At 34.6% G+C, this 26,205-nt stretch carries 22 protein-coding genes and 1 tRNA gene; 7 read left to right on the top strand and 16 right to left on the bottom strand.

All coding sequences use genetic code 11. From position 1 onward, the window contains the following. Positions 1–327 precede the first annotated feature (327 nt). The 9 genes from tnpA to RMN97_RS02030 all read right to left on the bottom strand — a co-directional run bounded on the left by tnpA (position 328) and on the right by RMN97_RS02030 (position 6,921). Positions 328–789, bottom strand: coding sequence for an IS200/IS605 family transposase (tnpA, locus tag RMN97_RS02070; RefSeq protein WP_309612863.1), 462 nt, complete (start codon positions 787–789; stop codon positions 328–330). Positions 790–953: 164 nt separating this feature from the next. After that, positions 954–1,457: a DNA-deoxyinosine glycosylase gene (locus RMN97_RS02065; RefSeq protein ID WP_309612862.1), complete on the bottom strand. Its 504-nt coding sequence runs from the start codon at positions 1,455–1,457 to the stop codon at positions 954–956. Positions 1,458–1,496: 39 nt separating this feature from the next. Then, the gene (gene scpA, locus RMN97_RS02060; protein WP_309612861.1) at positions 1,497–3,659 is read right to left on the bottom strand and encodes a methylmalonyl-CoA mutase; all 2,163 of its coding nucleotides are present in this window, start codon (positions 3,657–3,659) and stop codon (positions 1,497–1,499) included. Between the two features lie 62 nt (positions 3,660–3,721). Then, a complete protein-coding gene (locus tag RMN97_RS02055) occupies positions 3,722–3,958 on the bottom strand; it encodes a type II toxin-antitoxin system RelE/ParE family toxin (RefSeq protein WP_309612860.1) in 237 nt (78 codons plus the stop codon). After that, entirely contained in the window at positions 3,948–4,184 is a 237-nt protein-coding gene (locus tag RMN97_RS02050; protein ID WP_309612859.1) for a hypothetical protein, read from the bottom strand. The genes RMN97_RS02055 and RMN97_RS02050 overlap by 11 nt, the downstream gene beginning before the upstream one ends. 38 nt (positions 4,185–4,222) lie before the next feature. Next, a complete protein-coding gene (locus RMN97_RS02045) occupies positions 4,223–5,587 on the bottom strand; it encodes a methylmalonyl-CoA mutase subunit beta (protein ID WP_309612858.1) in 1,365 nt (454 codons plus the stop codon). Between the two features lie 9 nt (positions 5,588–5,596). After that, the gene (locus RMN97_RS02040; RefSeq protein WP_309612857.1) at positions 5,597–5,950 is read right to left on the bottom strand and encodes a septum formation initiator family protein; all 354 of its coding nucleotides are present in this window, start codon (positions 5,948–5,950) and stop codon (positions 5,597–5,599) included. 11 nt (positions 5,951–5,961) lie between these two features. Continuing rightward, on the bottom strand, positions 5,962–6,570 hold the full coding sequence (gene udk, locus RMN97_RS02035; RefSeq protein ID WP_309612856.1) for a uridine kinase: 609 nt from the start codon (positions 6,568–6,570) through the stop codon (positions 5,962–5,964). Between the two features lie 273 nt (positions 6,571–6,843). Next, a tRNA-Pro gene (locus tag RMN97_RS02030) sits at positions 6,844–6,921 on the bottom strand. Positions 6,922–7,161: 240 nt separating this feature from the next. Here RMN97_RS02030 and trxB point away from each other — a divergent pair. Next, on the top strand, positions 7,162–8,109 hold the full coding sequence (trxB, locus tag RMN97_RS02025; RefSeq protein WP_309612855.1) for a thioredoxin-disulfide reductase: 948 nt from the start codon (positions 7,162–7,164) through the stop codon (positions 8,107–8,109). A gap of 95 nt (positions 8,110–8,204) precedes the next feature. Here the strand turns inward: trxB and RMN97_RS02020 are convergent, their stop codons facing one another. From RMN97_RS02020 to RMN97_RS02000, 5 genes are all read right to left on the bottom strand, one after another. Further along, positions 8,205–9,044 (bottom strand): GIN domain-containing protein, encoded by an 840-nt coding sequence (locus RMN97_RS02020; RefSeq protein WP_309612854.1) that lies wholly within the window; start codon positions 9,042–9,044, stop codon positions 8,205–8,207. A 116-nt stretch (positions 9,045–9,160) separates the two neighbouring features. Continuing rightward, positions 9,161–9,859 carry a head GIN domain-containing protein gene (locus tag RMN97_RS02015; protein ID WP_309612853.1) on the bottom strand — a complete coding sequence of 233 codons (699 nt, stop codon included), beginning with the start codon at positions 9,857–9,859 and terminating at the stop codon, positions 9,161–9,163. Between the two features lie 47 nt (positions 9,860–9,906). Beyond that, positions 9,907–11,655 (bottom strand): PspC domain-containing protein, encoded by a 1,749-nt coding sequence (locus RMN97_RS02010; protein WP_309612852.1) that lies wholly within the window; start codon positions 11,653–11,655, stop codon positions 9,907–9,909. After that, positions 11,652–11,993, bottom strand: a complete 342-nt coding sequence (locus tag RMN97_RS02005; protein WP_309612851.1) for a PadR family transcriptional regulator — start codon at positions 11,991–11,993, stop codon at positions 11,652–11,654. Before RMN97_RS02005 ends, RMN97_RS02010 begins: the two co-directional genes overlap by 4 nt. Before the next feature lie 109 nt (positions 11,994–12,102). Next, positions 12,103–12,558, bottom strand: a complete 456-nt coding sequence (locus tag RMN97_RS02000; RefSeq protein WP_309612850.1) for a DUF4870 domain-containing protein — start codon at positions 12,556–12,558, stop codon at positions 12,103–12,105. Between the two features lie 197 nt (positions 12,559–12,755). Between RMN97_RS02000 and RMN97_RS01995 the strand changes: the two genes are divergently transcribed. The 6 genes from RMN97_RS01995 (at position 12,756) to RMN97_RS01970 (ending at position 18,937) form a co-directional block, all read left to right on the top strand. Next, on the top strand, positions 12,756–13,250 hold the full coding sequence (locus RMN97_RS01995) for a DUF4442 domain-containing protein (RefSeq protein ID WP_309612849.1): 495 nt from the start codon (positions 12,756–12,758) through the stop codon (positions 13,248–13,250). A 35-nt stretch (positions 13,251–13,285) separates the two neighbouring features. Beyond that, positions 13,286–14,191, top strand: a complete 906-nt coding sequence (locus RMN97_RS01990) for a TIGR01777 family oxidoreductase (protein ID WP_309612848.1) — start codon at positions 13,286–13,288, stop codon at positions 14,189–14,191. A gap of 328 nt (positions 14,192–14,519) precedes the next feature. Continuing rightward, positions 14,520–15,095, top strand: coding sequence for a nucleotide exchange factor GrpE (locus tag RMN97_RS01985; protein ID WP_309612847.1), 576 nt, complete (start codon positions 14,520–14,522; stop codon positions 15,093–15,095). Positions 15,096–15,154: 59 nt separating this feature from the next. Next, positions 15,155–16,264, top strand: coding sequence for a molecular chaperone DnaJ (gene dnaJ, locus RMN97_RS01980; RefSeq protein WP_309612846.1), 1,110 nt, complete (start codon positions 15,155–15,157; stop codon positions 16,262–16,264). A 294-nt stretch (positions 16,265–16,558) separates the two neighbouring features. After that, positions 16,559–17,479, top strand: a complete 921-nt coding sequence (locus RMN97_RS01975; RefSeq protein WP_309612845.1) for an ATP-binding cassette domain-containing protein — start codon at positions 16,559–16,561, stop codon at positions 17,477–17,479. Between the two features lie 153 nt (positions 17,480–17,632). Next, complete coding sequence (locus RMN97_RS01970; RefSeq protein WP_309612844.1) at positions 17,633–18,937, top strand: ABC transporter permease; 1,305 nt, start codon at positions 17,633–17,635, stop codon at positions 18,935–18,937. Here RMN97_RS01970 and RMN97_RS01965 read toward each other — a convergent pair. Together RMN97_RS01965 and RMN97_RS01960 are read right to left on the bottom strand one after the other, a co-directional pair. Continuing rightward, on the bottom strand, positions 18,934–21,210 hold the full coding sequence (locus tag RMN97_RS01965; protein ID WP_309612843.1) for a BamA/TamA family outer membrane protein: 2,277 nt from the start codon (positions 21,208–21,210) through the stop codon (positions 18,934–18,936). The two genes, RMN97_RS01970 and RMN97_RS01965, sit on opposite strands and share 4 nt — an antisense overlap. Then, the gene (locus RMN97_RS01960) at positions 21,203–26,173 is read right to left on the bottom strand and encodes a translocation/assembly module TamB domain-containing protein (protein ID WP_309612842.1); all 4,971 of its coding nucleotides are present in this window, start codon (positions 26,171–26,173) and stop codon (positions 21,203–21,205) included. Before RMN97_RS01960 ends, RMN97_RS01965 begins: the two co-directional genes overlap by 8 nt. Positions 26,174–26,205 lie beyond the last annotated feature (32 nt).

Here is a 26,205-nt window from a genome sequence, read left to right as displayed (position 1 = left end):
TTTCTCTTTTTCAGGAAAGTACAGTTAGTATTAGGAGAAATCCCTAGCGGGTTTTCTAAACCTGACAGGTTTGAATAATGCTAATGTGATTAATCCCGTTAGGGATGAAATCCGGGTAGGACGGTTAGTATTTAGGAGAAATCCCTTTAGGGATGATATAATCTGTATCGGCTTATAAAAACATATCGTTGTGTGTTTAATAATATATCATCCCTACGGGATTTTGACGTTTGGTTGATTATTTTTTTCTACCCGGATTTCATCCCTGACGGGATTTTATTTGTTGGTCGCATTTGATCAGCCCCTATTCCATCCCTAACGGGATGATTATATTGGTTCTTTAAAAATATACCTTGCATCATATTCAACCTCAAATATTTTCAAAAATTCTAAATACTCTTCCTGAAATGTTTTATTGGCATGATGTTGCTCCTGATTTTTGATGTAATCTATTACTATGTTAACCTGAGATTTGGAATAAGAAAATGCACCATATCCTTCCTGCCATTCAAATTTTACTTTTAAAAACTTCTTTTCATTTATCCATTTTGAAGAGCTTCCTTTTATATCCTGCATTAGGTCGGAAATAGATTGTGTTGGTCGCATTCCAACTAGTATGTGTAGATGATCCGGCATTCCGTTTATCGCCAATAATTTATGATTATGGAATTTTATTATTCCGGCGATATATTGATATAGCGCTTCTTTGAAGGAGGTATTGATTAATCCGTTTCGATGTTTTACCGAAAAAACAAATTGAATATGGATTTGGTTGTAGGTGTTGGCCATCATTGCTTATTTTATTTTACCCGCATATCATCCCTAAAGGGATTTTGATGTTTGGTTGATTGTTTTTTTCTACCCATATTTCATCCCTGACGGGATTGTTTCATTATAGGTTTTTTGAAATGTGTAAGATATAAGCGAAAATAGCAATGAATTTTTAAACGGTATTACACTTTTTGTGTACTTATTTTAACCTGAAAGATTTGTCTCCACGTCGCTAATTTTCCTTCAAAATTAATTCCGGCATTCGCTGGGCTGGTCGAAGGTAAAGTCACTAAAGTATAATTACTGTCAACTGCGACATACTTTTTAAAAAACTTGGCTGCCTGCTGCCCATTAAAAAAGATATGAGTAATATGTGGGTGGGCTTTAAGGAAGTCCACAAAATCATTGGGAACTTCTTTTAGTATGGCGCTATCCAAACTGCCTTCGCGTTCACAAGCCTGCAAGACATCCCACAAGGCGATATGATTATTGAGGATGAGGTTTTTCTTTGTCTGATAATCGGTAGAGTAGGTCTCGTTACAAAGGGTAAACAATAGTTGCCAAAAATGATTCCGCCGGTTTCCATAATATTCACTTACCGCTAATGACTGTGCTCCCGGCATAGTGCCTAATATCAGGATTTTAGCATTGGAGTCAGAGATAGAAGGGAAGGATTGGATTTTCATAAGTTTTGATAGTCACTCGTGATTTTAAACCTGTCAGGTTTAGTCTTGTAGTAACACCTCCAAAATACTAATCGCCGCATCGCTAATTCTGGTTCCGGGACCAAAGACGGCAACAGCTCCGGCATCAAAAAGAAATTGGTAGTCTTGGGCAGGGATTACTCCGCCAACGATGACCATAATGTCTTCGCGACCATAGTTTTTGAGTTCTTCTATTACTTGGGGTACTAAAGTTTTATGTCCGGCAGCGAGAGAAGAAACTCCGAGTATGTGTACATCGTTTTCAACCGCTTGTTTGGCTGCTTCCTGCGGGGTTTGGAAAAGTGGACCAATATCAACGTCAAAGCCAACATCTGCGTATCCTGTTGCTACTACTTTGGCACCACGATCGTGACCATCCTGTCCCATTTTTGCAATCATAATACGTGGTCGACGGCCTTCTTTCTTCGCGAAAGCGTCGGCTAATTGTTTGGCTTTTTCAAAGCTTTCGTCGTTTTTGATTTCTTTACTATACACACCGCTGAAACTTCTGATTTGTGCTTTATAGCGTCCGAAAACTGTTTCTAGTGCGTCACTGATTTCACCCAGTGTCGCTCGGTTTTTGGCTGCTTCTACGGCTAAAGATAATAAATTATTCTCATCTTTTTTATTTCCCTGACTTATGTCAGGGGCAATACAGGCCTTGGCGGCCAGCGTTAATTTAGCGAGAGATGCTTTCACTTTAGCATCATCTCGAGTGGCTTTTATGTGTTGTAATTGTTCGATTTGCTGTTTACGCACCATTTGGTTATCAACATCCAAAATATGCAAAGGGTCTTCTTTGTCCAAACGGTATTTGTTGACACCTACAATAATATCCTGTGAGCTATCGATGCGTGCTTGTTTACGTGCGGCTGCTTCTTCAATACGCAGTTTCGGGATTCCGGCTTCGATGGCTTTGGTCATTCCGCCTAATTCTTCGACTTCTTCAATTAATGCCCAAGCTTTCTTAGTGATTTCTGCCGTAAGGCTTTCTACATAATAACTGCCGGCCCAAGGGTCGACTGTCTTGCAAATCTTGGTTTCTTCTTGTAAAAATATTTGTGTATTTCTTGCAATACGTGCGGAGAAATCCGTTGGCAACGCAATGGCTTCGTCTAAGGCATTGGTATGTAAAGACTGCGTTCCGCCAAAGGCTGCAGCCGCTGCTTCGATGGCAGTTCGTGCTACGTTATTAAAGGGATCTTGTTCGGTTAAACTCCAGCCCGAAGTTTGGCAATGTGTACGCAACGCTAATGATTTTTCGTCTTTGGGATTGAATTGTTTTAATAGTTTTGCCCATAACATTCGACCCGCACGGAGCTTGGCTATTTCCATAAAATGGTTCATACCAATCGCCCAAAAGAACGATAGGCGTGGAGCGAACTCATCGATTTTCATGCCTGTTGCTAAACCGGTTCGGATGTATTCGAGACCGTCAGCCAAAGTGTAAGCCAATTCAATATCAGCAGTGGCTCCAGCTTCCTGCATATGGTAACCCGAAATAGAAATCGAATTAAACTTCGGCATTTTTTTGCTGGTATATTCAAAAATATCGGCAATGATTTTCATCGATGGCGTTGGCGGATAGATATAGGTATTACGCACCATAAACTCCTTTAGAATGTCATTTTGGATGGTTCCTGAAAGTAATTCAGTAGCCACACCTTGTTCTTCGGCAGCGACGATATAGAAAGCCATGATTGGTAAAACCGCTCCGTTCATCGTCATAGAAACCGACATTTCATCCAACGGAATCTGATCGAATAAGACTTTCATATCTTCAACCGAATCGATAGCTACCCCTGCTTTTCCAACATCACCAACTACACGTTCGTGGTCTGAATCGTAACCTCTATGTGTAGCCAAATCAAAAGCAACCGATAATCCTTTTTGGCCAGCAGCCAGATTTCTTCTGTAAAAGGCATTACTTTCTTCGGCAGTAGAGAAACCAGCATATTGACGGATTGTCCAAGGGCGACGCACATACATCGTGGCATAAGGACCGCGAAGGTTAGGGGCAAAGCCTGCTCCGAAAACAATGTGTTCGAGGTTCTCGATGTCTGCCTCTGAATAGGAAGGTTTTAGTTCGATGCCTTCTGCGGTTAGGAAATTTGTAATTTCTAAACCTTTGCCTTTTGCCTTTTGGCTATTCCCTAATTGAATATGTTGAATGTTTTTTCTCAAGGTTATTTATTATAAAATACTTAATTCGCTATCTCTCGACGAATGGTAAATGGCTTTGATAATTATGGTATTTTATCGATTGAATAATGAATTAGATAAGGAAATGTAGTTAACATTATTATTCTAACATCATCATAACGGGTTTGAAAATGTAATGGATTATTTTTTATTATGGCAAGACCATCTTTGAATGATACCAGAAATCTTTTAGCTAATTTTGGGTTTATATCTTTGTACCAATTAATAGACTTTCTAAAATCAATTTTAGCTTCATCAACTATAACTATTTTATAGTTCATTTTCTATTTCTTTTAAAAAATCATCAATGTTTGTTGCACTTTCCGGATTTTTTAAATATTTTTCAGTTCGATCTCTTACTTCATCGATTTGCCATTGTGGAATTGAATATTCTTTCTTTTCAGATGGTAAAATGATGACATCTACTTCTTCAGCATTAAAATTATCAGGTAAAATGATGCTAATCGTATGATTTTTAACTTTAACAGTTTGTCTTATTGCTTCCATAATTCCTTTATTTTTATATTCAAAAGTAGCGAAATTAATTAGTTTTCTTCTGACTTTAAACGTTCTTGTTCTATTTTTTCAGCCAATCGCTTTTCTATGATTGGTGTGATAAGCGTTTTGCGTGGCTTTTGTTTTAAGAATGGAAACAATTCCAAATCGTGTTTCATTTTGTCGTTTTTGTTTGGGTATTTGTTGGTTCCTAACAAAACTTCTTTTCCGGTATCAAAAAGTTCTTGCTCTTTTGCAGCGCTTTCGCTAATTTTCTTTTGGATATTTCCTTCGATGAGTTGTGTAATAAAACCGCCTTTTTCCTCGATTTCTTTGAAAAGCAGCAATGCTTTTTCGGCTAGTTGTTCGGTTAAGGCTTCGATATAATAGGCTCCGTCAGCCGGATTACTGACTTTGTCAAAATAGCTTTCGTGTTTTAAAACCAATAATTGGTTACGTGCAATTCGGTCGCCAAATTCGTTGTCTTTGTGATACAAGGCATCATAAGGTAAATTGGCAATACTATTGGCTCCGCCCAATATTGTACTCATGCATTCGGTTGTGGTGCGCAACATATTGACATTGTAATCGTATAGCGTTTTGTTACGTTTGGTTGGTGTAACAATGACGTGGCAATTGAAAGGGTGATTGTATTCGGATGCCAAGGTGTTGAATAATAAACGCAACGCTCTTAGTTTGGCAATCTCAAAAAAGTAATTGGTACCAACAGCAATTTCAATAGTTATCGGTTGGTTGATACTTTTTATTCGATTAAAATATTCATTGACGTGAGCTAAAGTATGGGCGAGTTGCTGCACCATATTGGCTCCGGCGTTTTGATAAAGACCTGATTGAATAGTTATAAAAGGAACAGAAGTTTTGCTACTAATTGCATTCAGCTTTTCAAAATCCTTGTCAAGGTTTTCGAACCAGTTTCCGTCTTTGGTTAGTTGCCCAATTGGGTCGAGCTGGATGAAGCACTTTGCATTATTTTTAGTAGCAAATTCATTTATTTTGTTTACGAAATCGATTGAAAGGAAAGGCAAATAAAAAAAATAATTTACGTTTTCTAAAGGAAGATTCTGCATTAAGTCAGCTAGGATAACACTCTCGTTTTCAATTGTAAAACGAATGCTTTCAGCACCACGGTTTAAACTATCTAAAGCTCTTTTATTGGATAAGTTAACATCGTGAACGTAGATGTTTTGCAGGATTTGAAACGGCTCGGTATTTTCTTTTAGGGTATATTTTATATATGTTTCATCTTCGTGATAAAATGGTCTTACCTTAATGCCTTCCAGACTTTCCCAAACCAAAGTGTCGTTATAATCCGCGCCTTTGAGTTCGTACTGAATTTGTTGTTTCCACTGTTTGGAAGAAACGGGTTCGAAAGCATCAAATAAATTTTCAGCCATAATTTTATCTTATAAAGATTTTGAATCTGTTTTTTCATCCTTGATAGAATCTCCCTCAAATTCGATGATGTAGATGTCTTCGCTGTCGCGTTTCATATAATATTTTTCGCGGGCGTATTTTTCTATTTGGTCCGGATTTTTCAGTTGTTTGATGTTTTCGCTATCTTTCCTGATTTCGTCTTGATAGTATTTTTTATTGTCTTCGAGTTCGTTGAGCTGCTTGTTTAAAATGTGGTGTTCCAGATAGGAAGTATTGTCTAGAAACAGCATCCATACGATAAAAAAAGCCAACACAATAACGTATCTGTTTCCGAGAATTTTTAGAATAGGATAGGCATTCGTTAGATTTTTAAAGTAACTCATGAAAAGAAAATTTAGGTAATTCTTTGGTTGATAACGGCTCTTACCACATCGATAGCCACGGTATTGTATTTGTCATTTGGAATAATGATGTCAGCAAATCCTTTAGTTGGTTCAATAAATTGTTGGTGCATTGGTTTCAAAGTCGTTTGGTAACGATTTAAAACTTCTTCCATATCACGACCACGCTCGGCAATATCTCTTTTTAAACGACGAATCAAACGTTCATCAGAATCGGCATTAACAAATATTTTGACATCAAACATTTCTCTTAATTCCGGGTTTGCCAAAATCAAAATTCCTTCCACAATCATTACTTTTCGGGGATGTGTGATAATACTATCGTCTGTGCGATTGTGTGTTACGAAAGAATAAACGGGTTGCTCGATGATTTCACCCTTTTTTAATGCAGCAAGATGTTGGACTAACAATTCGAAATCAATGGCACGAGGATGATCAAAATTGATTAGTGCTCTTTCTTCAAAACTTAGGTTATTGTTTTCTCGGTAATAAGAGTCTTGAGAAATAACCCCAACTTCGGTCTCGGGCAATTCATTAATAATCTGTTGTACAACAGTTGTTTTTCCACTTCCGGTACCGCCTGCAATTCCGATAATTAGCATATAAAGTTGTGTTGATTTAGTTTCAACAAAAATAGAAATTATATCGGAAGTTTTTAGAGAAAAGAAACAAGAAGCAAGAAAAAAGAAAATAGAGAAAAGAAAAAAGAGAAAAGAAGTAAGAAGCAGGATTGGATATCCTGATTTTGGGCTCTATTACAAGTAAATCCTTTTGACTGTTTCACATTCAAAACCTTTTTCATTTTAAAATACCTCAAGCGAGCTTGGCTATTTTAAAATGAAAAATCCTCTCTGTTTGCAACAGAAAGGATTTACTGGTCGGGGTGGCAGGATTCGAACCTGCGGCCTCCTGCTCCCAAAGCAGGCGCGATAACCGGGCTACGCTACACCCCGAAAGCGAGTGCAAATATATAATTATTAATTAGGAAACAAAAGCTTTTTATTTTTTTTATCCCGTGAATCATTTTACGGGTTTATCAATCAATTGAATCCATCTTTTCTCTTTTTTCTTTTCTCTATTTTCTTTCTTTTTAACAATAATCTAATCTTATTCACAAATTGCATTTAGCGATTGGTTTACGGATTTATTTTCGACTGAAAAGTTTACATTTGCTACCAAAATAAATTCAAATCATGTCAGATACAATTGAAAAAATAAAATGCTTAATTATAGGTTCAGGGCCTGCGGGTTATACTGCTGCCATTTATGCTGCCAGAGCTAATTTGAATCCGGTTTTATATCAAGGAACGCAACCTGGTGGACAATTAACCACAACTAATGAAGTAGAAAATTGGCCGGGGAATCCTGAAGGTATTACAGGTCCTGAAATGATGATTAATATTCAAGCTCAGGCGCAACGTTTTGGAACAGATGTTCGCGATGGCTGGGCAACCAAAGTAGATTTCTCAGGAAGCATTCATAAAGTATGGATTAACGACACTAAAGAAATTCATGCTGAAACCGTGATTATATCGACCGGCGCTTCGGCTAAATATTTAGGATTGCCTTCGGAACAACATTATTTGCAAATGGGTGGTGGTGTTTCTGCTTGTGCGGTTTGTGATGGTTTCTTTTATAGAAATCAGGAAGTTGTTATTGTTGGAGCCGGAGATTCGGCTTGCGAAGAAGCACATTACTTATCAAAGCTTTGTAAAAAAGTTACAATGTTGGTGCGAAGTGAGAAATTCAGAGCTTCAAAAATCATGGAAGAGCGTGTTCGCAAAACAGAGAATATTACCATATTGATGAACCATGATACTGTTGAAGTATTGGGCGATGGGCAAGTGGTGACTGCAGTTAAAGCAAAAAATAAAACGACTAGTACTATTTTTGATATTCCGGCAACGGGTTTCTTTGTAGCCATTGGTCACAAACCCAACACGGATATTTTTTCAGACTATTTAAATTTGGATGAAACAGGCTATATCATTAACGAACCGGGAACTTCTAAAACCAATGTAAAAGGTGTTTTTGTTGGTGGAGATGCGGCAGATCATGTTTACCGTCAGGCGGTAACTGCTGCGGGAACGGGTTGTATGGCAGCTTTGGATGCAGAACGTTATTTGGCATCTTTAGAGTAAATAATAATTACGAATTACGAATTTGATTGATACGTTAATTTAAGTATTATAGTTAATATAAATCCCGTCTCGTTCCAAAAACGAGAAGGGATTTTTTATTTTGTTGTTGGCTTTTTTCGGAGTGTGGCACTATCGACTAAGTGTTTGATTTCAATTTTAACAGGTTCTCCAAACAAAGCAATTTCGCTATTTCCTGAAGCATCAATAGTAGCAATGTTACTAATGCTGATGCTACTGTTAGCATAACCACTAACTTCTACTAAAGCGTTTTTTGCAGTTAGTTTTTTACCTGTGAAATCTGTGTTGTTATCTAATCGCAGTTTTAAATCTAATACATCGCCTTCGACTTCGGCAGATGACTTTTGATACATATCAAATTTCATTTCACCCGAAGAAATAAGCGCTTTTACATAAGCACTTTTACTCAAGTCAATGGCTGTTTTTTCAGATTTTAAATTGAGTTCTACTTTTGATCTATCGTTTGCCATCAAAGTAAAGCTTTTTGTTTTGGCATTTAAAAACAATTTGGCATAGTCATAACACTTAAAGGTTATATTGTCTAAAACTACATCGGATAGCGCAGTTACATTAGTTTCGTCTTTGGCGCTGAGCAAATTAAATTTGTCTGTATAGGTAACACGAACACTTAGTTTTTTATAACTTGATATATCTCTGGAAGTCGAAATTCGGAGGTTTTTACCAGCCAATTTATACTCAACAAATTCTATCAAGTTGTCATCGGCCTCTATTTCGATGCTGCATTCATTTCCTTTAATCAAAAATATTTCCAAGTTGTCTTCTACTTCAAGAGATTCAAAGTCGTTTACTTGTTTTTGTTCAAGTTTAACGATTTTGGAACCTTTTACTTTTTCTTTCTTTTGTGCAAAAGTTAGAATAGTGAGAAAAAGAAAGCTTAGTGTAATTATTTTTTTCATGAATGTAGCATCTATGTTTTTACTTCGTACAGTTTGCTTCGCCAATTCGGCTTAAGCCTCGAGTGTCAAAAATAGAAAAAAAAACATCTCAATTTTCATTGAGATGTTTTATTAACTTATTCTTTGGAAACACTTCCGCCCGAACTTTCTTCTTTACTAACAGTTTTGGGAGAACCGTGATAATCTACAGAGCTTCCGCTGGATGCTTTAGCATTTAAACTCACTAATGGATGTACATCAGTTGAGCTGCCGCTTGATGATTCCGAAACGACATCGTTAACTAATAAACCTTGAGCATCAATTTCGCTTCCGCTAGAAGAATGTGTATTTAGTTGTAGTGCTTTTCCTTTTACAGCTATACTGCTTCCGCTAGTGCTTTCACATTTTATTACATCATATTCTAAGCTTAAATCGGCTTCGCTTCCACTACTGATTTTTACATCAATATCGGTTCCGCTAAAGGTGTTTTTTGTACTTACTGATGAACCACTGGTTGTTTCAAGCGCGGTTAATGAAGGCAATTTAACTCGAATGTTTTTAGCTGTTGCTTCATCAATATTTTCATCTGTAGAGATGAAAAGTGTTCCGTTTTCAACTTTAACAGAAATGTGTTCTTGCAAATTCTCATCGGCTTCTACTTCTACAAAATAGGTATCCGCTTGCTCCAATGTAACGTTTAAACCGCGACTTACATCAACTTTTGTAAAGTTACCTTCAACGTTACGTTTTTGTGTTGTCACATTTCCGTTTCCATCTATACCAGGACCGAAATCAATATCTTTTACATGACATGAGCTAAATAATACTGCTGCCATTGTTACTACAATTATTTTGGTGCAAAACACTACGAACTTCAACATGATTAGTTAGATTTAATTATTACTCCGTTTTCGCCAACAGTAAGTTTTCCTGTTTTTGTTTTTCCTGATTTGGTTTCAATGACTGTTTTACCATTTACTTTTACGGTTACCACATCTGTGCTGTCATTTTCATTTGTAATAACTTCAGTTGTGCCGTCTTCAACATCGTTATACTCATTTTCGTCAGATGGGCAGTTCAAACATTTTACCTGAGTATCTCCTACTTTATATATATAGTCACTTGAGCTAAAGTGTAAATTAAAAAAGTCGTTACTTGTTCTATCATAATCTTGAACATTTTGATCGGCTTTGAATATGGTTCCTTTTGGTAAATACAAGAACAATTCTACTTGTTGACCTCTGAATTTATTGTGAATATCGGTCAGTAAATAATTATCTAAAATTAATTGATTTCCTTCAATTTTATAACCGTATTTGATTTTTTCTGCACGATTTCGAGCTTCAACGGCCGATTTTCCTACTGCCAATCTTTCAATTTGGATATATGGCAGTGCTTCTTCCGTTTTCATAATTTCAATTGTCACATTATTAGAATAAATTATTTCATTGTTTTTCTCGTCTTGTGTTAATCTGAAATCGGTGTTATGGTAAATATCTTTTGAATAAAAATCATTGTTTTTAAATTTCACATACAAAGTATCTGTTGGCGCTATATTGATAGTTTCTTTTTTCACCGATTTTCCGTCAAAAGCTATTTGTGTAGCTTCGTTTATTCCTAATGAAATTAAGATTCCAACTGCAATTATCCATATACCCAATAAGCTGAATTTAACAATATTGCCAATCGATTTTAAGTTGGTTACCAATAATTTTAATCCAAGCATTAAGAAGAAAAACGCTGGTATTCCAAAAGCTAGAAGGAATAATACTCCCTGAGCCCAAATAGGTGTTTCTAAACCAATTGGTGTGCTGATATGATTCAGAATGTAATTATCCGGCATTGAGGATGAAAAGATCATAAAGATAGAAGCAAAGCATATTCCCAATAAGGCAAATGAAGAGAAAATTACGATTATTGCCCCTAATATTTTTGCAAATACTTTGAAAACATTCATGAAGATTTCGCCAATTCCATCAGCTACTTTTGTCGCTCCGGCTTTTGCTTCGTTTCCCATTTTGTCATAATCAGCATTTTTAAACTTGTTAGAAACGCTTTCAAATTCTTCTCTTACTTTTTTTTCGATATTGGAAATAGTAACCGGTTCACCAGTCATTTCTAGTTTTTCAGAAGTAGTTACTGCTTTTGGCATTGCTATCCAAAGGATGATGTAAGCAATAAATCCGGTTCCGAATCCGAAGAATAATATCAAGAATAAGATTTTTAACCAAACGGCGTCAATTCCGAAATAGTGACCTAAACCTGTACAAACTCCTGCAATTGTTCCTCTGTCTTTATCACGATACAATTTTTTAGATTTTGTATATGGATAAAATGGTTCCGATGCAGCTTTATCGTCTGAATCGTCGTCAATTCGGTAATCTTCAGGTTGTCCCATAATTACAATTACTTCATCAACATCTTTATTGTTGATTACGTGTTTGTCGCTTTTTTGTTTTTCAGTTAACAATTCGGCCACACGCATTTCAATATCTTTCATGATTTCATCCTGACCGGAAGAATTAGAAAGGGATCTTTTTATTGCTTCGAAATATCGAGTCAATTTTTGGTATGCATCTTCATCTATGTGAAAAATTAAACCACCTATATTAATATTTACTGTTTTGTTCATGATTTCTTTGATTTGTTAGTTGTGATGATGTTTACAGCATCAGACAATTCAGTCCAAGTGCCATTTAATTCAGTTAAAAATGTTTTTCCTATTTCTGTCAAACCGTAATATTTTCTTGGTGGTCCAGAAGTTGATTCTTCCCAACGGTAGTTGAGCAAACCGTCATTTTTTAGTCTTGTCAATAGCGGATAAACTGTTCCCTCTACCACAAGCAGTTTAGCGTTTTTTAAAGTGTCTAATATTTCAGAAGTGTATGCTTCTTTGTCTCTTAAGACACACAAGATACAAAATTCTAAAACACCTTTACGCATCTGGGCTTTTGTGTTTTCAATGTTCATAATACATGATTTAATTTTTTCTGATTACTAATTCTTTTTTGTTGATGATTGAAACTGATGATTGAAACTGATAATTTTGATTGATGATTTTGATTGATGATGAGTGATTTTATTTAAAAAACGGAATACTTAAAGGATACTTATATTCTTCTCCGTTTGACGCTTTAACTGCAGCATGTATGATTAGTACAAATTCTGCAACTTTTATAAAGATGAATAGGAGCACGGCAGCAATTGCAATTATTACCGCTCCGGTTAGGTGACCTGTTTTTAAATTATTAATGACAAAATTGTGATCATCAAAACAAGCATCAAAAGGAACATTTTGAAAAATAGTGTATATAAATATAGGTATGGCGATTAAGCATAACACAACACTATATATAAAGATGCTCAACTGAAAATTCAACACTTGTTTTCCGTTGTAATCAATAAATTCTGATTCTCCTTTTTTTGAACTCCAGATGACAATCGGAAAAATATAATTTCCAAACGGAATAATATATTGTGTCAATGTGCTAAGGTGCAAAACGGTAGCGATGTTTTTGTCATTAGTTGTTGTCATGATTTTGTTTTTTAAGTTGTTGATTGATGAGCGAAACTTTTAATACTATAGATAGACTATTAATTTCTTATACAAAGATACAATCAAAAAAAGATACTATGCAATACAAAGTACTAACATTTAACAAAAAATTAACATTTCGTTAAAAGCTATAATCAATCAATTTTATTGTACTTTTACAGTAAAATCAAGCTCTTATGGAATTTTCACCTGCAAAATTGAATGCCTTTTTATTTTTAAAATTACCGTCTGCTTTTTGGAGTGGCGTTAGAGTAAAGTCTATTTCAGAGGGACAATGTGTCGTAACAGTGAAGCACAGATGGTTTAATCAAAACCCTTTTAAATCAATGTATTTTGCGGTACAAGCCATGGCAGCAGAATTAACAACTGGAGCTTTAGTAATGATGCAAATCAAAAATAGTGGCAAGAATATCTCAATGTTGGTCGCCAATAACAATGGAAACTTCTCAAAAAAAGCCACAGGGCGAATAACATTCATATGTAATGATGGTCATTTAATTGAGGATGCCATCAAAAAAACAATTGCGACTGGTGAAGGACAAACAATTTGGATGAAATCTATTGGCCTAAATGAAAAAGGAGAACAAGTTTCTGAATTAAATTTTGAATGGAGTATTAAATTGAAAGCATTGACAAAAGTTAAACCCTTTATAATTGGGTTTTATTTATGAGATGTTGATTGTAACTTTGATAAAATATTTCAAAAATGAGGATTCTTATAACTGGTGCCACAGGTTTAATAGGTAATGAGTTGGTAAAACTATTGTTAGCCAAAAATCATTCTGTGCATTACTTGACTACTTCGCTTTCTAAGATTGAAAGCAAACCTAACTACCAAGGCTTTTACTGGAATCCGGAGCAAAGTAAAATTGACGAAAATTGTATTTATGGAGTTGACGTTATTATTCATTTGGCTGGAGCCAATATTGCAAAACGTTGGACAAATGACTACAAACAGGAAATAATAGAAAGCAGAACATTATCGAGTGAACTACTTTATAATTTAGTTAAAAAAAATCCAAACCAAATAAAACAATTTATTTCCGCCTCAGGAACGGCTATCTATCCTGAAAGTTTTGATACTGTTTATGATGAAACCACAACAGAGACAGAAGATAGCTTTCTTTCTAATGTGGTTAAAAAATGGGAAGAAAGTGCCAACCGTTTTCAAGTTTTAGGTTTAAAAGTTTGTAGACTCAGAACTGGGATTGTACTTTCTAATGCTGGTGGCGCTTTACCGGAAATGGTGAAACCTATAAAAATAGGTTTTTGTGCAGCAATGGGAAATGGGAAACAAATCCAATCTTGGATACATATCAATGATTTGGTTGCTATGTATTGGTTTGCTATAGAAAATCAACTGGAAGGTGTTTATAATGCGGTAACTCCACATCCGATAAGCAATCAAGAGTTAACAACTGTTATTGCAAAGACACTAAAAAAACCACTTTTTCTACCCAATATTCCACAATTTGTAATGAAGCTGATACTTGGCGAAATGAGTTACCTGCTATTTTCCAGTAAAAATCTATCTGCTCAAAAAATTATGGATAACGGTTTTCAATTTCAATTTCCCGAGATAAAGAATGCGATTGCTGATTTATATTCATAAAAAAAGTGCTGTTGTTTAACAGCACTTTTTTTTACTATAAAGATTCTTGAATTAATAATTTTTTACAGCGATAAGCTAACCTAAATTGAATACTTAATCAGTTTAGAGATACAAATTTAATCTAAACGAAATCGTAATAGTCTTAAAATTTTATTAAAGTTTTATTAAAATTTGGTGTTTATTTCCAACTTAAAATATTTTTTTTGAAACAAAATTGAATGACAATTTGACATTTTTAAAGAAATGGCAGTACTTTTGCAAACCGAAAATCATAACTCGAGGCATTTGATATTAAGAAAAATTAATTAATTGGAGTGTAGCGAAAAAAATGAATATGAAAAATATTTTTAAAAATAAAAACTCGATGAATACTGAAAATACAGAAAAAGAAATAATTATTGATGAAAATACATCAGATAACATTGTAAATGAAATTGAATCAGTAACCGAATTAACCGTTGAAGAAAAGCTTCAGGAAGATTTAGCCAATGAAAAAGATAAATTTCTACGCCTTTTTGCTGAATTTGAAAACTTCAAAAGAAGAACAGCTAAAGAAAGAATAGATTTGTTTAAAACTGCCAATCAAGACGTTTTACAAGCTTTGTTGCCGGTATTAGATGATTTTGACAGAGCAATGACCGAAATTGCAAAATCGGAAGATGAAGTATTACTAAAAGGTGTCGAATTGATTCACGAGAAATTAAAAAGCACACTTGTTTCAAAAGGTTTAGAACAAGTTGAAGTAAGAGCTGGTGATGCTTTTAATGCTGATTTTGCAGAAGCGATTACTCAGATTCCGGCACCAACAGCCGATTTGAAAGGTAAAATTGTAGATGTGATTGAAAAAGGATATAAATTGGGCAACAAAATAATTCGTTTTCCAAGGGTTGTAATTGGAAATTAATTTCTAATTATAACTGAATAGAAACGCGATTTATCGCGTTTAAATTTTATAAAAAAATTATGAGCAAAAAAGATTTTTACGAAATATTAGGCGTGTCAAAAAGCGCTTCTACTGAAGAAATAAAAAAAGCATATCGAAAGAAAGCGATTGAATTCCATCCAGACAAAAATCCAGGAAACAAAGAAGCCGAAGAAAACTTCAAAACAGCTGCCGAAGCTTATGAAGTATTAAGCGATGCTGATAAAAAAGCAAAATATGATCAATATGGTCATGCTGCTTTTGATGCTTCCAGTGGTTATGGTGGAGGACATCACATGAATATGGATGATATTTTCAGTCAGTTTGGTGATATTTTTGGTGGTGCATTTGGTGGATTTGGTGGAAATTCAGGAGGACAACGCAGAGTTAAAGGAAGCAATCTTCGTATCAAAGTAAAATTGACTTTAGAAGAAATTGCCAATGGTGTTGAGAAAAAAGTCAAAGTAAAACGTAAAGTTCAAGCCGCTGGCGTAAAATATAAAACTTGTTCTACTTGCAACGGACAAGGTCAGGTTTTGAGAGTTACCAATACCATTTTGGGCAGAATGCAATCAGCTACAACCTGTCATGTTTGTGGAGGTTCAGGACAAACTATTGAAAGCAAACCCAATAATGCCGATGCGCACGGAATGATATTGGAAGACGAAACGGTTTCTATTAAAATTCCGGCCGGAGTAGTTGACGGAATGCAATTAAAAGTTTCCAGCAAAGGAAATGATGCTCCGGGAAATGGAGTTCCGGGAGATTTAATTGTTGCCATAGAAGAACTGGAACATGAATTTTTAAAGCGTGAAGGCGAAAATCTTCACTTTGATTTATACATCAGCTTTGCCGAAGCAGCACTCGGAGTTTCAAAAGATATTGATGCTGTTAATGGTAAAGTAAGAATTAAACTAGAAGATGGTATTCAATCCGGAAAAATTTTAAGATTAAAAGGCAAAGGAATTCCGAGTCTAAATAGTTATGGTAACGGAGATTTATTGGTTCATATCAACGTATGGACACCAAAAACCCTAAGTAAAGAGCAACGTCAGTTTTTTGAAAAATCGTTGACAGATGAAAACTTTATTCCACAACCTGAAAAGGGAGATAAATCTTTTTTTGAAAAAGTAAAGGATATGTTTTCATAGTTAAAAAAATATTTTTATATTTGAAAGTTACTTGGAAACAGGTAACTTCTTTTTCATAGCAATTTTTCCCATCCTTTTGTAAAAATTAGGGTGGGTTTTTTGTAACAAAAAATTCGACTTGCATACTTATTCGTTACTTTTACAGAAATTAAATACCAAATTCAAAAAACCAAATCACAAATAAATTTCAAAGATCAAAATTCAATTTTCAAATTTTGCTATTGATGTTTTTATTTTGGAATTTGAAATTTATTTGATTTTTGTTTTTTAATTTTTGAAATTTATTTAAAAAATATGAGCAATATACTTGAAGTAAACAAAGTAGTTAAGCAATATGGAGATTATACCGCGCTTAACGAAGTTTCTTTAACCGTTCCCAAAGGCAGTATTTACGGACTTCTCGGTCCAAATGGCGCCGGAAAAACTTCCTTAATCCGAATTATTAATCAAATTACGTTACCCGATAGCGGTGAAATACTTCTGGATGGCGAAAAACTAAAGCCTGAAGATGTTGCCGTAATTGGTTATATGCCCGAAGAAAGAGGTTTGTATAAAACCATGAAAGTCGGCGAGCAGTGTTTGTATTTGGCACAACTTAAAGGATTGTCAAAGCAGGAAGCAAAGCAGCAATTGGATTATTGGTTTGAACGCTTGGAAATTCAGGGTTGGTGGAACAAGAAAATTCAAGAGCTTTCTAAAGGAATGGCACAAAAAATCCAGTTTGTGGTTACCGTTTTGCACAAACCAAAGTTGCTTATTCTTGACGAACCGTTTTCTGGTTTTGATCCGGTAAATGCCAATTTGATTAAAGATGAAATTATCGAGTTAAATAAACAAGGAACTTCAGTCATTTTTTCTACTCACCGAATGGAAAGTGTAGAAGAGATGTGTGATTACATTGCCTTAATTCACAAATCGAATAAACTGATTGAAGGTAAACTTTCTGATGTAAAAAAACAGTTTAGAACCAACAGCTATGAAGTCGGAATTTTGAGCGATAACATTGAAGGTTTGATGTATGATTTATCACAAAAATTTACCTTATCTCAAACTGATTTTAAATCGTTAAATGACGAATTGAAATTAGAAATTAATCTAGGAAATGCCACACCAAATGATTTATTGAATACTTTAGTTCAAAGAGGACAAGTAACTCATTTTGTGGAAAAAATCCCAAGCATGAATGATATTTTTATCCAAACGGTAACAAAATAAAATAACAAAAATAAAATCCCAAAAGACAAACGAATAGCAAAAACTAAAAATCAAATTTCAAACTATATATTATTGAATGTTTTGAATTTTGAATTTGAAAATTGAATTTTATTTGGAATTTAGATTTTAAAATATTGGAATTTAAGAAAAAATATGAGCAAATTACCACTTATCATAAAAAGAGAATTTATTGCCAAAGTGCGTAATAAATCGTTCATTGTAATGACTTTTTTAAGTCCGTTATTGTTTGTCGGAATTGGTGTTTTTGTGGGCTATTTAAGTACCATGAAAGCGGAATTAAAAACCATCGCCATTCATGATGAAACCGGAAGATTTGTAAATGAATTCAAAAACGATGAGGAATACAAATACGTCAATTTATCTACAATCGATTTAAAAATACTCAAAGACAGTATTATAAGTCAAAGCTATGAAGGTCTTATAATTATTCCTAAAGCCGAAGACAATGCCCAACTCCAAAAAGGAATTCAATATGTTTCTAATGACAGTCCAAGTGTTTCTTTTACGGAAGATTTAGAAGATGTTATTGCCAAAAAAATCACCGCAGAAAATTTCCAGAAAGCCGGCTTGGATACATTGGCGATTAAAAATTCTAAAGCAGAAGTTTCTATTAACTTGGTAAAGGCATCTGGCGAAGAAGCTCTTAAAGGTTTAAACGAAATCAAAATCATAATTGGTGGCGCCTTTGGATATCTTATTATGATGTTTATCATTTTGTATGGAAACATGGTAATGCGAAGCGTTATTGAAGAGAAAACATCCCGAATTATTGAAGTTATTATTTCATCCGTAAAACCATTCCAATTGATGATGGGAAAAATAATTGGAACCTCTTTAGCGGGAATTCTACAATTTCTGATTTGGGCTATATTAGGTATGTCTGCTATGTTTATTGTGTCAAGTATGTTCGGAGTTCATATGGGAGCTACAGCGGGAGCGCAGGCTCAAGCAATGGAGACTGCACAACAAGCTGCTGGTAGTAATATTGGAATGTATATTAAGGAATTGTGGAATTTACCAATTGCAACCATCCTGATTTCTTTTATCATTTATTTTATAGGCGGTTACTTTTTATACAGTTCTTTTTATGCCTCAATTGGTGCTGCTGTTGATAACGAAACCGATTCACAACAATTCTTGTTGCCAATCATTATGCCTTTAATTTTAGGTGTTTATATTGGATTTTTTACCGTTATGAATGACCCAAACGGGACAGTGGCAACAGTTTTCTCAATGATTCCACTTACGTCTCCAATAGTTATGATGATGCGAATTCCGTTTGGAGTACCGATGTGGCAGATTATCGTATCAATGGTAATTCTATTCAGTACTTTCCTTGGAGTCGTTTGGTTTGCAGCTAAGATTTACCGTGTCGGAATTCTAATGTATGGTAAAAAACCAACTTGGAGAGAACTTATAAAATGGTTGAAATATTAAAATGGATACCCAATAGCCAAATTGAATATAAGATTACTGCTTCGCCAAGGACCGCTTGCGAAATTGACCTCGTCTATGACCCAGCGCTGTCCATTTGGTAAATAAGGTTTTCGTATTGGAAAAGCCAAATCAGTTCGAAGCACTAAAAAGCTGAAGTCAAATCGAAGTCCGGCACCAACACCAACAGCAATTTCATTCATAAAGTCTTTAGTAAATTGGGAACCCGGTTTATTTTCATCCTTGTTTAAAAGCCAAATGTTTCCGGCATCCATAAATAGTGCACCGTTTATAAAGCGATAGATATTGGTTCGGTATTCGGTATTGAATTCTAACTTAACATCACCTGATTGATCGGGAATAAATTGACTTATCTCATTCGAGCCATCATAAGTTCCCGGACCTAAAGCTCTGGAACGGAAAGCACGCAAACTATTGGTTCCACCTATAAAAAATTGTTTGCTAAACGGAATTTCATCAGAATTGCCATAAGCGAAAGCGGCACCAGCGATTATCCGACTTTTTAAAAGTGATTGTTTACTGAATTTATACGTATGCTTGAACTCGCTTTGAACTTTGACAAATTGGCTAAACGGAATCCCTAAAATTTCAACAGGATCTTTTTTATTAATATCTGCACCGGTAATCAAACCGGCAATTGTTCCTGATAAGTCGATGCCTCCTTTGTAATAGAAAGTGTTTTTCTTTCTTTGATTTACCTCATTAGTATAAGTGTAGCTGTATGTTGGTCCAAAAATGAGTTGCTTTTCTATTACATTTTTTAACGACGGATTTAAAGCTACTTGTTCCTTATATAAATCGGTTACGTTTTCCGGACTTGCAAATGTAATTTCGGTAATGTTCAACAAGTGTTCCTTACGAAGGTTTTCTTTCCAGGCATATCCAAAAGAAGCTTTGAAGGTTTGCAACGAATACAGTTTTTGTCTGTTTTGAAATTCGTAACCAATAGTTGTATTTGTCCTAGGAACAAAACCACTGGATGATCTAAGTTTGAAAGGTGCGATAAATCTTGGCCATACCAAACTTGCTTCACCACCAACTCGATAGACATTGAAGCCATTATTTTTTCCGCCTAATTGTACTTCAAGTCCACCAAAAACTGAAATGCTCAATAATTCGGCACCATGAAATGTATTGCGGTTGCTCCAGTTTATTTTTAATTCGGTTCCGGTATAATTGGCCGAATTGGTTTTTGCCAATACTTCAAAACGAATAGATTTTTGTGGCAATGGCGTTAGATAATAATAAGCATCCAAATAATTTCCAATCGTATCAGAAACCCGAAATTGATTTTTAACGAACTTGAAGGTTCCTAGATTTACCAGTCTGTTCAACGACAAATTATGATTAGTTCTATTATATAAATCGTCTTTTTTAAAGTATAAGGTTCGGTCAAAAATACGAGGTTTGAATAAATTATCATTTCCGACAATGATAAAATCTTGATATTTTTCGAATGTTTTTAGGGTGTCATTATTAATCGAATAATTCGGGTAAATGACAATCTTATTGATTCTATAAACTGTTTTTGCTGCAACTGGAGTTTCGTCTTTTACTTTAAGGATTAAATCAACATCATATTTTCCAACAGTACTATCAACCTGGACTTTTAAATATTCGGCATTGAAATAATAAAAACCGTTCTCCTTCAAACGCGCATCGATTCTGACTCTTTCGGCTTTTATTACATCTAGGTTATAACCTGCGCCAACTTTCAGTAAACTTTGTCTCTGTGTTAGTCTAACGGCTGAACCAACAGCAGATGAATCTGTTGGGAATTGAATCGATTTAATTTTATACTGTTTTCCCGGAGTTACTATGTATTCAGCAGTTGCTTTTTTACCATGTCTGGTAGAATCGGCGCTTGTTCTTGTATTGAAATAGCCATTGTTTTCTGAGAAATTCTGCAACAAGCTTCGGTTGTATTCCAAATCGACTTCACTAAATAAAACCGGCGCTTCACCGACAGTATATTTTAGCCAATGACGAAATCCTTTTTCTTTTTTTACATCTCCGGCAAGGTTGTAGAAGAATAATTTTGGGCGCATACCCAAAAACTTTTTGTTTGGAAGAGGGCGAATTATTTCTTTCAATTTTGATTGCAATGCCTTGCGTTCCTTTCGGGAAACACTCGTGTCTTTAACGGTAACTTTTCCGCCAACGTATAATAGTTCGCCTTCGGGCAATTTCTGGGTACCGCTACAAGCTGCTGCAAATAACGCAAGAAGGAATACTATAACTAAGTTCTTAATCATTAGATTTTTTTTTAGCTTTTGGTTTAGCTGTGTCCTTTTTTGAATGAAATAATTCTTTGAATTTATTATAATCCAATGTGATAATAAACCCAACTCCGGTTTCAATAACTTGCCCCTGTAATGCTACTTGATACAGGTTTTTTCTATAAGCTCGAAGTTTGTATCGTCCGTCTTTTGAAAGTTGGTATTCGGCAGAAATATCTCCGGCAATGGTATTAGTTTCTTTGTTTTTCTGTTCCGGACCTTCAATTCCAAATGTGCTTCCAACCGTAACTTTTAATCTGTCATTCAACAATTTTTTGGAAAGCCCAACGTTCAAATCAGTTTTATTTTCCTTTTGACCTGTGGTGAAATCTTCAGAAGAATCTAAATCGAAATTCAATTCAAAACCTTTAATCAAATCGCCGGCTAGATTATTAAGTTGTTGCGAAAGTATTTTGCTGGCACTTTCTCTTGCAAATGAGGAAGCCGATCTAATGCCACTTTCACTCGAAAAAGGATTTTCACCCACGAATCGGTTCAACAAGAGTAAAGCAAAAACCTGTTTGTTTAATTCATCCGGCTCTTGTCGCAATTGTGCCAATTTTGCTTCTGTTTTAGTAATGATATCGCCAGAAACAGAGTTGTTACCTGGAGGCAAAATAATGTCAAATGAGATACTTGGTTTCATCAAATCTCCTTTCATTTTCAATTCGGCTTCAAAAGGAATTTTTTGTTTATATGTATTTCTTTCCTCAGGTGTGAGACTTGTCAATTGATTATCTAACAAATCTAATGGCGCGGCTTCTGTTTTATATAAGGCTGTAATACTGATATCTGCAGTTGTTGGTTCGCCAGTCCAAAGAATATAACTTCCTTTTTTGATGTTAAATTTTCTTTTAACCAAATTAAAACTCATTTCATAAGTTCCTTCTTCCAATTCATATCGACCAACTAAGGTTGTTTTTCCTGATGGATCAATACCTCCTGTAAGTTGCGCTTCACCTTTTAATTTTAAAAAGTCACCATTGGCTTTGTCAATAACTAATGATAATTCAGCATCTTTATCAACTTCAATATTTACTGAAGCATCAATTCCTTTTATTTCGGTTTCACTTAAATTTTCATCAGCAAGTTTTGTGAATAATGGGGGTTGATCCTGATCTATAAATTCGACGATTCCTTCTCTGTCTGCTATTGATGGATCATCTTGCGGTAAGACAATAGTGAATTTAGTGTCTTTGTTGACTTTGATATTTCCTTCCACATTTGGACTTTCCATTGTTCCTTTTACTATCAGATGATTGTCTAAAAACAATTCGCCATAAAAAGTATCATTGTCTTTTGCCTTTGAATTTACGGCTTTGAAATTATAGGCATCCACAGTCAAATCAAATCCTAAATTGAGATAATTAGCATTATTGAGTTTCCCATTAATGATCAAATCGTTGTTCTTTTCGTCATATATAGTGAAGTTGTCTAGAACGATAACATTATCAGTAAAAGTCATTTTATCATTCATCGATTTGAATTTCGCGTTTAGCTTTGTCGCTTTAAATCCAATATCATTAAACTGTAAATCACCAAGTAGTTTTGGATTTCCAGTATTGCCTGAAACCTTGAATTTCCCAGAGAAATAGCCAGTTCCATCGGTAATATTATCCATAGAAAAACCCTGAATACTTTTTAGGTTTAGTTTCTGAATATCCAAGTTCATATTCAGATTATCATCGCTGGATCTATAGGTTCCGTCAAGATTCATCTGATTTTCCAGTCCGGTTAGCTCTATTCTGGCAGTGTAAGTGTTCGCAGTATAATTATCGACATTTATATAAATTGTACCAACGGCTTCTTTTTTGAACGTGAAATTATCAATCGTTGCATCAGCAGTGAAAAGCACTTTTGACATCAGGTCTTTAAATACCGCTTTTCCATTAATGTTTCCATCCATTTCAATATTTTCCATCTGAACAATATTGGTAAGGGTTTGTATTTTAAAATCTTTAAACTCAACAGCCAATGGCGGATTAGAACCTTTCGATTGTGATTGAAGACTAATGCTGCTTTTATCGTTGCTCAATTCAAAATTGTCAAAATAGATTGCGTTTTTGGCAAAACGAATTTTATTATCCTCAGAAATCTTCCATGGATCATAATTCAGCATTAATTTTTCAGGATTAAGTGAAATTTCATCACCGCCGTTTTTTGCTTTTAAATTCCCGACAATAAGATAACGGTCTTTATTTTTAAAGTCTTTTAAAAGCAGCGTATAATCAATAACATCATCTTTGGCTTGTCCGCTGAAGCTTGTGCGAAGAAGCTGAAACTGACTATCTTTAATTTCGTCAACACTAAAATTGAATAGCAACGCTTTGTCTTTTGTATCTACTTTTAGATTCGCATTTGTAATAATATTTGTGCCATAAACTAATTTCGGAATTGAACCATTTACAATTAGGGTATCATTCACCGAATTATATCTTCCTGTAATTAAAATAGGTTCAATATTTTTTAAATCAGGAACCATTTTTAGCAGAATAGGAGTAGGTTTAACATTTACTTTAAAGGCTAATTGTTGGTTGCCATAAGGAACATTTTTGGATTTGGACTTTAAATTATAATAATTTGAAATGCTGTTTTTTACCGAATTGGCTATGGTTGACAATCTATATTTTCCAATAAATTCAGCATCCAAAAATTGAGAATTTAATACAATCGAATTTTTTTCCGATGTGGAAACGGCAACTACACTGATAGAATCTGTTGCATATTGTTCTTTGTCGTTGGCAATAATCAAATGATGAACACTCGCATTTCCGTTAAGGTAATCCAGATTTGCCGATTGAATATCGGCATCCAAAACGCCTTTTAGTTTTAATGGTCCGGCATGCAGGTTGAGTTTATCCAAATCGGCAATGTCAACATTCAAATGGATTTTTCCGGCAGGATGTTTATCCTTAAAGCTTCCACTAGAAACCAAATCAAATTTCAAATTTGGGTCTTTTGTAAAAGCAGTAACATCAAAAAGGCTATGGTTTATTTTTCCATCAAAAACCAAATTCTGATACGTATAGTGATTGTAATTTGCTTTTAATATAGTAGCGCTGACAATGGCATTCGCAGTTTTCGGATTAAAACCTGTTCCTTTTATTTTTGTTTTCAGTGTAATTTTTCCAATGGAATCGTTTTTCAATACTCTACCCAACTCAAAATTATCAAGCGATGCGTCAAGATTATAGTTTTCCTTGTCCTTTACTCTTCGGTCCAAAGTTCCCTTTATTTTACCGTTTCCGGAACTCGTTGCAAAACTCATATTGGTAATGAAATTCTGGATAGTTCCTTTGAAAGTGCCTTTGGCAGCAAGTTGTGTAGGCAATTGAATGTTGTTCGGAATCGTATTTTTGGGCAGAAAACTATAGAAATCCTTTGCATTCGATTCAAAGTTTTTGATGTTCAAATCATAATGCGCTTTTTCCGAATCAGGCAAACCAATAATCCTTCCGCTGGCGTTCACTTTTGTATTCCTAAAACCAGTAAGCTGCAAATTTGGAATATTCAAGTTGCTCAATTTCCCTGAAATAGTGCTGTTGACATACACAACCGCATTTTGATTGGAATTAAAAAGATCAGTTTCATACAGCTGCGGAGCAAGAAGTAAAAGGTCTTTGAATGCAATCGTACTTTGATTGAGATGTGCATTAATAACAAGTGTCCCTGGATTTTCAGCCAACGATTCAATTGAAGGATAGCCAATACTGATTTCATTTCGCAAGAATGTTTGCGTTGTTTTTAAATATAAATTTTTAAAATACGCTGATTTCGGACCGTAATAAAAGTTTGTTTTTAAGGATTCTACTTTTAAACCTTTTTTCTCTTCGCCTTTCAGGGCATTGATTTTTCCTGAAATAGACTCCGAATTGTAAGCAAAATTATTGGCATCAACACTCAGTTTTTTTAAGTTTAGATGTTGGTAATCCATACCTCTTGAGATTGGAGCTGAATTATCATTGTTATAACTGAAGTTAACTTTTTTGAAAGCAACTTCATTCGATTTTACTATCCAATTGTTTGATTCTGCAGAAGATTTACCATCTTTTTCTTTTACGATTTTACCCATAGTCAAATTATAGGTTGCATCAGAAAGTGCTATTCGGTCTAAGTCGATTATGTTATTTTTAAAATCAAAAATGTTGACTTTTGCCAACAGTTTATCAAAATCCATATTCATAGTAATCTTTGAATTCTCATCCACATATGAACCTTTAATTTTGGACAAATCAAGGGTTTCTAATTTCAATTTTAAATCGGGACTTTTTGAGTTTTCTGATTTGGTATTTCTGGAATTTCCGACTAATCCTTGTTTATAAGAAAACTGCAATCCATCAACTGTAAACTTTGGGATTTCAAAATTCATCTGTTCTAAATCGAATGTTTTGATTCGGGTTTTCAGATGATTTAAACTGAGTCGCAAATCATTATTGTTGTAAATATCATGAAATCGAACCCTAACATTATTCAGCTCAATTTTATCCAGTAAAAACTCCATTGGAGGAGAATTGTCATCTTGTTTTTCGGGAGATTTAAAAGCCTCGACTATGTAGTCAAAACTGAATTTATTTTCTTTATTTCTGTTGATGTTTGCAACGATGCCGTCTAATTTAATCGAAGTGATTTCAATTTTGTTGGTAAACAATCCATACATATTTAAGTTTGCAGCGATTTTTTTACCGGATAAAAGTGTATCGTTTTCTTGGTCTTCAAAATAAACTCCTTCGAGAATTACATCGTTAGGAAACCCGATTTGAATCTTGTTAACGACAACTTTTGTTTTTAATTTTCCTTCGAGATAGGTGACAGCTTTGTTTTTGGAAAATCGTTGAACTGCTGGAATTTGAAGGGCAATAATAAACAACAGGATTAATCCTATGAGTGATAGTAGAATCCATAGGATAACTTTTGATCCTCTTATAAAGTACTTTTTCAAATCAAATATTTAATTCAAAACAAGTAGGTTTG

The organism is Flavobacterium sp., assembly GCF_031381455.1.
In the GTDB taxonomy this organism is placed as follows: Bacteria; Bacteroidota; Bacteroidia; order Flavobacteriales; family Flavobacteriaceae; genus Flavobacterium.
The sequence above is the reverse complement of the archived record's forward strand: the minus strand, read 5'-3'. Positions and strand labels throughout refer to the sequence as shown.

Coding starts and splice junctions, on each gene's coding strand:
- tnpA (WP_309612863.1), bottom strand. CDS start 789: ATGGCCAACACCTACAACCAAATCCATATTCAATTTGTTTTTTCGGTA.
- RMN97_RS02065 (WP_309612862.1), bottom strand. CDS start 1,457: ATGAAAATCCAATCCTTCCCTTCTATCTCTGACTCCAATGCTAAAATC.
- RMN97_RS02055 (WP_309612860.1), bottom strand. CDS start 3,958: ATGAACTATAAAATAGTTATAGTTGATGAAGCTAAAATTGATTTTAGA.
- RMN97_RS02050 (WP_309612859.1), bottom strand. CDS start 4,184: ATGGAAGCAATAAGACAAACTGTTAAAGTTAAAAATCATACGATTAGC.
- RMN97_RS02045 (WP_309612858.1), bottom strand. CDS start 5,587: ATGGCTGAAAATTTATTTGATGCTTTCGAACCCGTTTCTTCCAAACAG.
- RMN97_RS02040 (WP_309612857.1), bottom strand. CDS start 5,950: ATGAGTTACTTTAAAAATCTAACGAATGCCTATCCTATTCTAAAAATT.
- udk (WP_309612856.1), bottom strand. CDS start 6,570: ATGCTAATTATCGGAATTGCAGGCGGTACCGGAAGTGGAAAAACAACT.
- trxB (WP_309612855.1), top strand. CDS start 7,162: ATGTCAGATACAATTGAAAAAATAAAATGCTTAATTATAGGTTCAGGG.
- RMN97_RS02020 (WP_309612854.1), bottom strand. CDS start 9,044: ATGAAAAAAATAATTACACTAAGCTTTCTTTTTCTCACTATTCTAACT.
- RMN97_RS02015 (WP_309612853.1), bottom strand. CDS start 9,859: ATGGCAGCAGTATTATTTAGCTCATGTCATGTAAAAGATATTGATTTC.
- RMN97_RS02010 (WP_309612852.1), bottom strand. CDS start 11,655: ATGAACAAAACAGTAAATATTAATATAGGTGGTTTAATTTTTCACATA.
- RMN97_RS02005 (WP_309612851.1), bottom strand. CDS start 11,993: ATGAACATTGAAAACACAAAAGCCCAGATGCGTAAAGGTGTTTTAGAA.
- RMN97_RS02000 (WP_309612850.1), bottom strand. CDS start 12,558: ATGACAACAACTAATGACAAAAACATCGCTACCGTTTTGCACCTTAGC.
- RMN97_RS01995 (WP_309612849.1), top strand. CDS start 12,756: ATGGAATTTTCACCTGCAAAATTGAATGCCTTTTTATTTTTAAAATTA.
- RMN97_RS01990 (WP_309612848.1), top strand. CDS start 13,286: ATGAGGATTCTTATAACTGGTGCCACAGGTTTAATAGGTAATGAGTTG.
- RMN97_RS01985 (WP_309612847.1), top strand. CDS start 14,520: ATGAATATGAAAAATATTTTTAAAAATAAAAACTCGATGAATACTGAA.
- dnaJ (WP_309612846.1), top strand. CDS start 15,155: ATGAGCAAAAAAGATTTTTACGAAATATTAGGCGTGTCAAAAAGCGCT.
- RMN97_RS01975 (WP_309612845.1), top strand. CDS start 16,559: ATGAGCAATATACTTGAAGTAAACAAAGTAGTTAAGCAATATGGAGAT.
- RMN97_RS01970 (WP_309612844.1), top strand. CDS start 17,633: ATGAGCAAATTACCACTTATCATAAAAAGAGAATTTATTGCCAAAGTG.
- RMN97_RS01965 (WP_309612843.1), bottom strand. CDS start 21,210: ATGATTAAGAACTTAGTTATAGTATTCCTTCTTGCGTTATTTGCAGCA.